This is a genomic window from Spongiactinospora sp. TRM90649 (assembly GCF_029382225.1).
Classification (GTDB): Bacteria; Actinomycetota; Actinomycetes; order Streptosporangiales; family Streptosporangiaceae; genus Spongiactinospora.
Genome location: NZ_JARLTC010000093.1, coordinates 1 through 1,494 on the forward strand (window position 1 = coordinate 1; position 1,494 = coordinate 1,494).

Annotated in this window: 2 protein-coding genes and 1 pseudogene; 2 read left to right on the plus strand and 1 reads right to left on the minus strand. The window is 66.2% G+C overall.

The features are described 5' to 3' along the window. Window positions 1-200, plus strand: a pseudogene (locus P3X83_RS43115) (TetR/AcrR family transcriptional regulator); the annotation flags it as partial. A gap of 17 nt (window positions 201-217) precedes the next feature. Here the strand turns inward: P3X83_RS43115 and P3X83_RS43120 are convergent. Continuing rightward, window positions 218-616: a hypothetical protein gene (locus P3X83_RS43120; protein ID WP_277311248.1), complete on the minus strand. Its 399-nt coding sequence runs from the start codon at window positions 614-616 to the stop codon at window positions 218-220. 64 nt (window positions 617-680) lie between these two features. Between P3X83_RS43120 and P3X83_RS43125 the strand changes: the two genes are divergently transcribed. Further along, window positions 681-1,316 carry a TetR/AcrR family transcriptional regulator gene (locus P3X83_RS43125; protein WP_277311249.1) on the plus strand — a complete coding sequence of 212 codons (636 nt, stop codon included), beginning with the start codon at window positions 681-683 and terminating at the stop codon, window positions 1,314-1,316. The last annotated feature ends 178 nt before the right edge of the window (window positions 1,317-1,494 follow it).

Genomic DNA, 1,494 nt, shown 5'->3' on the forward strand with positions numbered 1-1,494 from the left:
TCATCGAGCAGTTCGGCCGTTCCCCGGTGATCGATCAGCTCCGCAAGCAGGGCAGGGCCGATCTGCTGAGCGCCGCCGCCGAGGCACGCCGACGGCTGATCGCGATAGCGCTCGACGGGTTGCGGCCGGGACATGACCCATTGCCCGGTTCTCCGCCGGGCGAGGAGCTCTTCACCGGCCGCTGGTCAAGCGAGGCGTGACGCCCGAGAACCGGCATTCATCGAGCAGGAGCGGCGGTAACCAGCAGGGCGGCGAGCACGACGGGAGCCGCCGTCTGGTAGCCGACCCACAATTCACCCCCGGCGGCACCGCCTCGCCATGTCATCAGCAGGCCGCCGAGCGTTACCAGGATCCAGGCGCTGTCATAGGCGACCATCAGCCGCATGTAGGTGCGCGCCGTACGGCGGTGCACGTACATGATCTCGATCCCGCCGCCGCCCAGCAGAGCCGCACCAGACGCGATCATCAGCCAGGCAGGCACGCCGAGCAGGTCACCGAGCTGGACGGCACCGACGAGGAAGACCGCACCGAGCAGCACCTTGAAGACGCCGTCACCGATGATGCCCATCCGGCGGGCTCCCGCCGCCGTCGATGCCACGTTCTGAGACTGGATCACGAGCATTCCCCCCGACGCACTCCCACTTCCGTAATCACATTACTGCAATAATCATATTATGAGAATGACCAGAGCAGAGGCCAAGGAACGCAACCGCCGTGCCCTGCTGGACGCCGCCTTCCAGGTCATCTCCCGGGACGGATACCGGGCCAGACTTGAGGAGATCGCCGAGCGTGCCGACTTGACCACCGGCGCCGTCTACTCGCTGTTCGGCAGCAAGAACAACCTGGTGGTCGCCATGGTCACCGACTACCAACGGCCTCGTTACGAGGAGATCGAACAGGCGGTCCCGGCAGGGGCGGACCTGCTCGAAGCGGTCGACGGCTTCGCCCGTTACTACCGCCGCAGCTGTGACGCCCCCGACGCTCTGCCCGCCCTGTCACTGCAGATCACCTTGATGGACATGTCCCTGCACGACCCCGAACTGAGAGCTCGGATCGCCGCGTCCGTCCAGACACAAGAGCGTCACCTGATCGCGCTGTTCGCCGGCAGATCACGCGGCGGGGGCACTGTCACATCACACCAGGCACAGCGCTTGGCCACCGCGCTCAGGGCGCTGTTCGTCGGCCTCAGCCAGGGCGTCATCCTCGGCCTTGCCCACGGTGCCGACGAGCAGTACTTCGCTGACGCCGCCCGCGCTCTGGCCTCCGGCTCCACCGTCATCGATCACAATGCGGACGCCTTCGAGCATCGCGGTTAGAGATGACCGCGGCCGAGGGTCGCCAGGCCCAGACGTCGTGGAAATAACGAGCGCGGCCAGTGTCATCCCCGACGGGCGGCACCCGCGGTGAGCGACGGGCTGCTAGACGAGTAAGTCTTAAGTCGCTGCCGCGTGGAGTGCGGGAATGGCGAAGGGTGTTGACGATCGGTTTGTGAAG

What these genes read in the sequence shown, in the direction of transcription:
- P3X83_RS43125 (WP_277311249.1), top strand. Translation starts at nt 681, where the DNA reads ATGACCAGAGCAGAGGCCAAGGAACGCAACCGCCGTGCCCTGCTGGAC.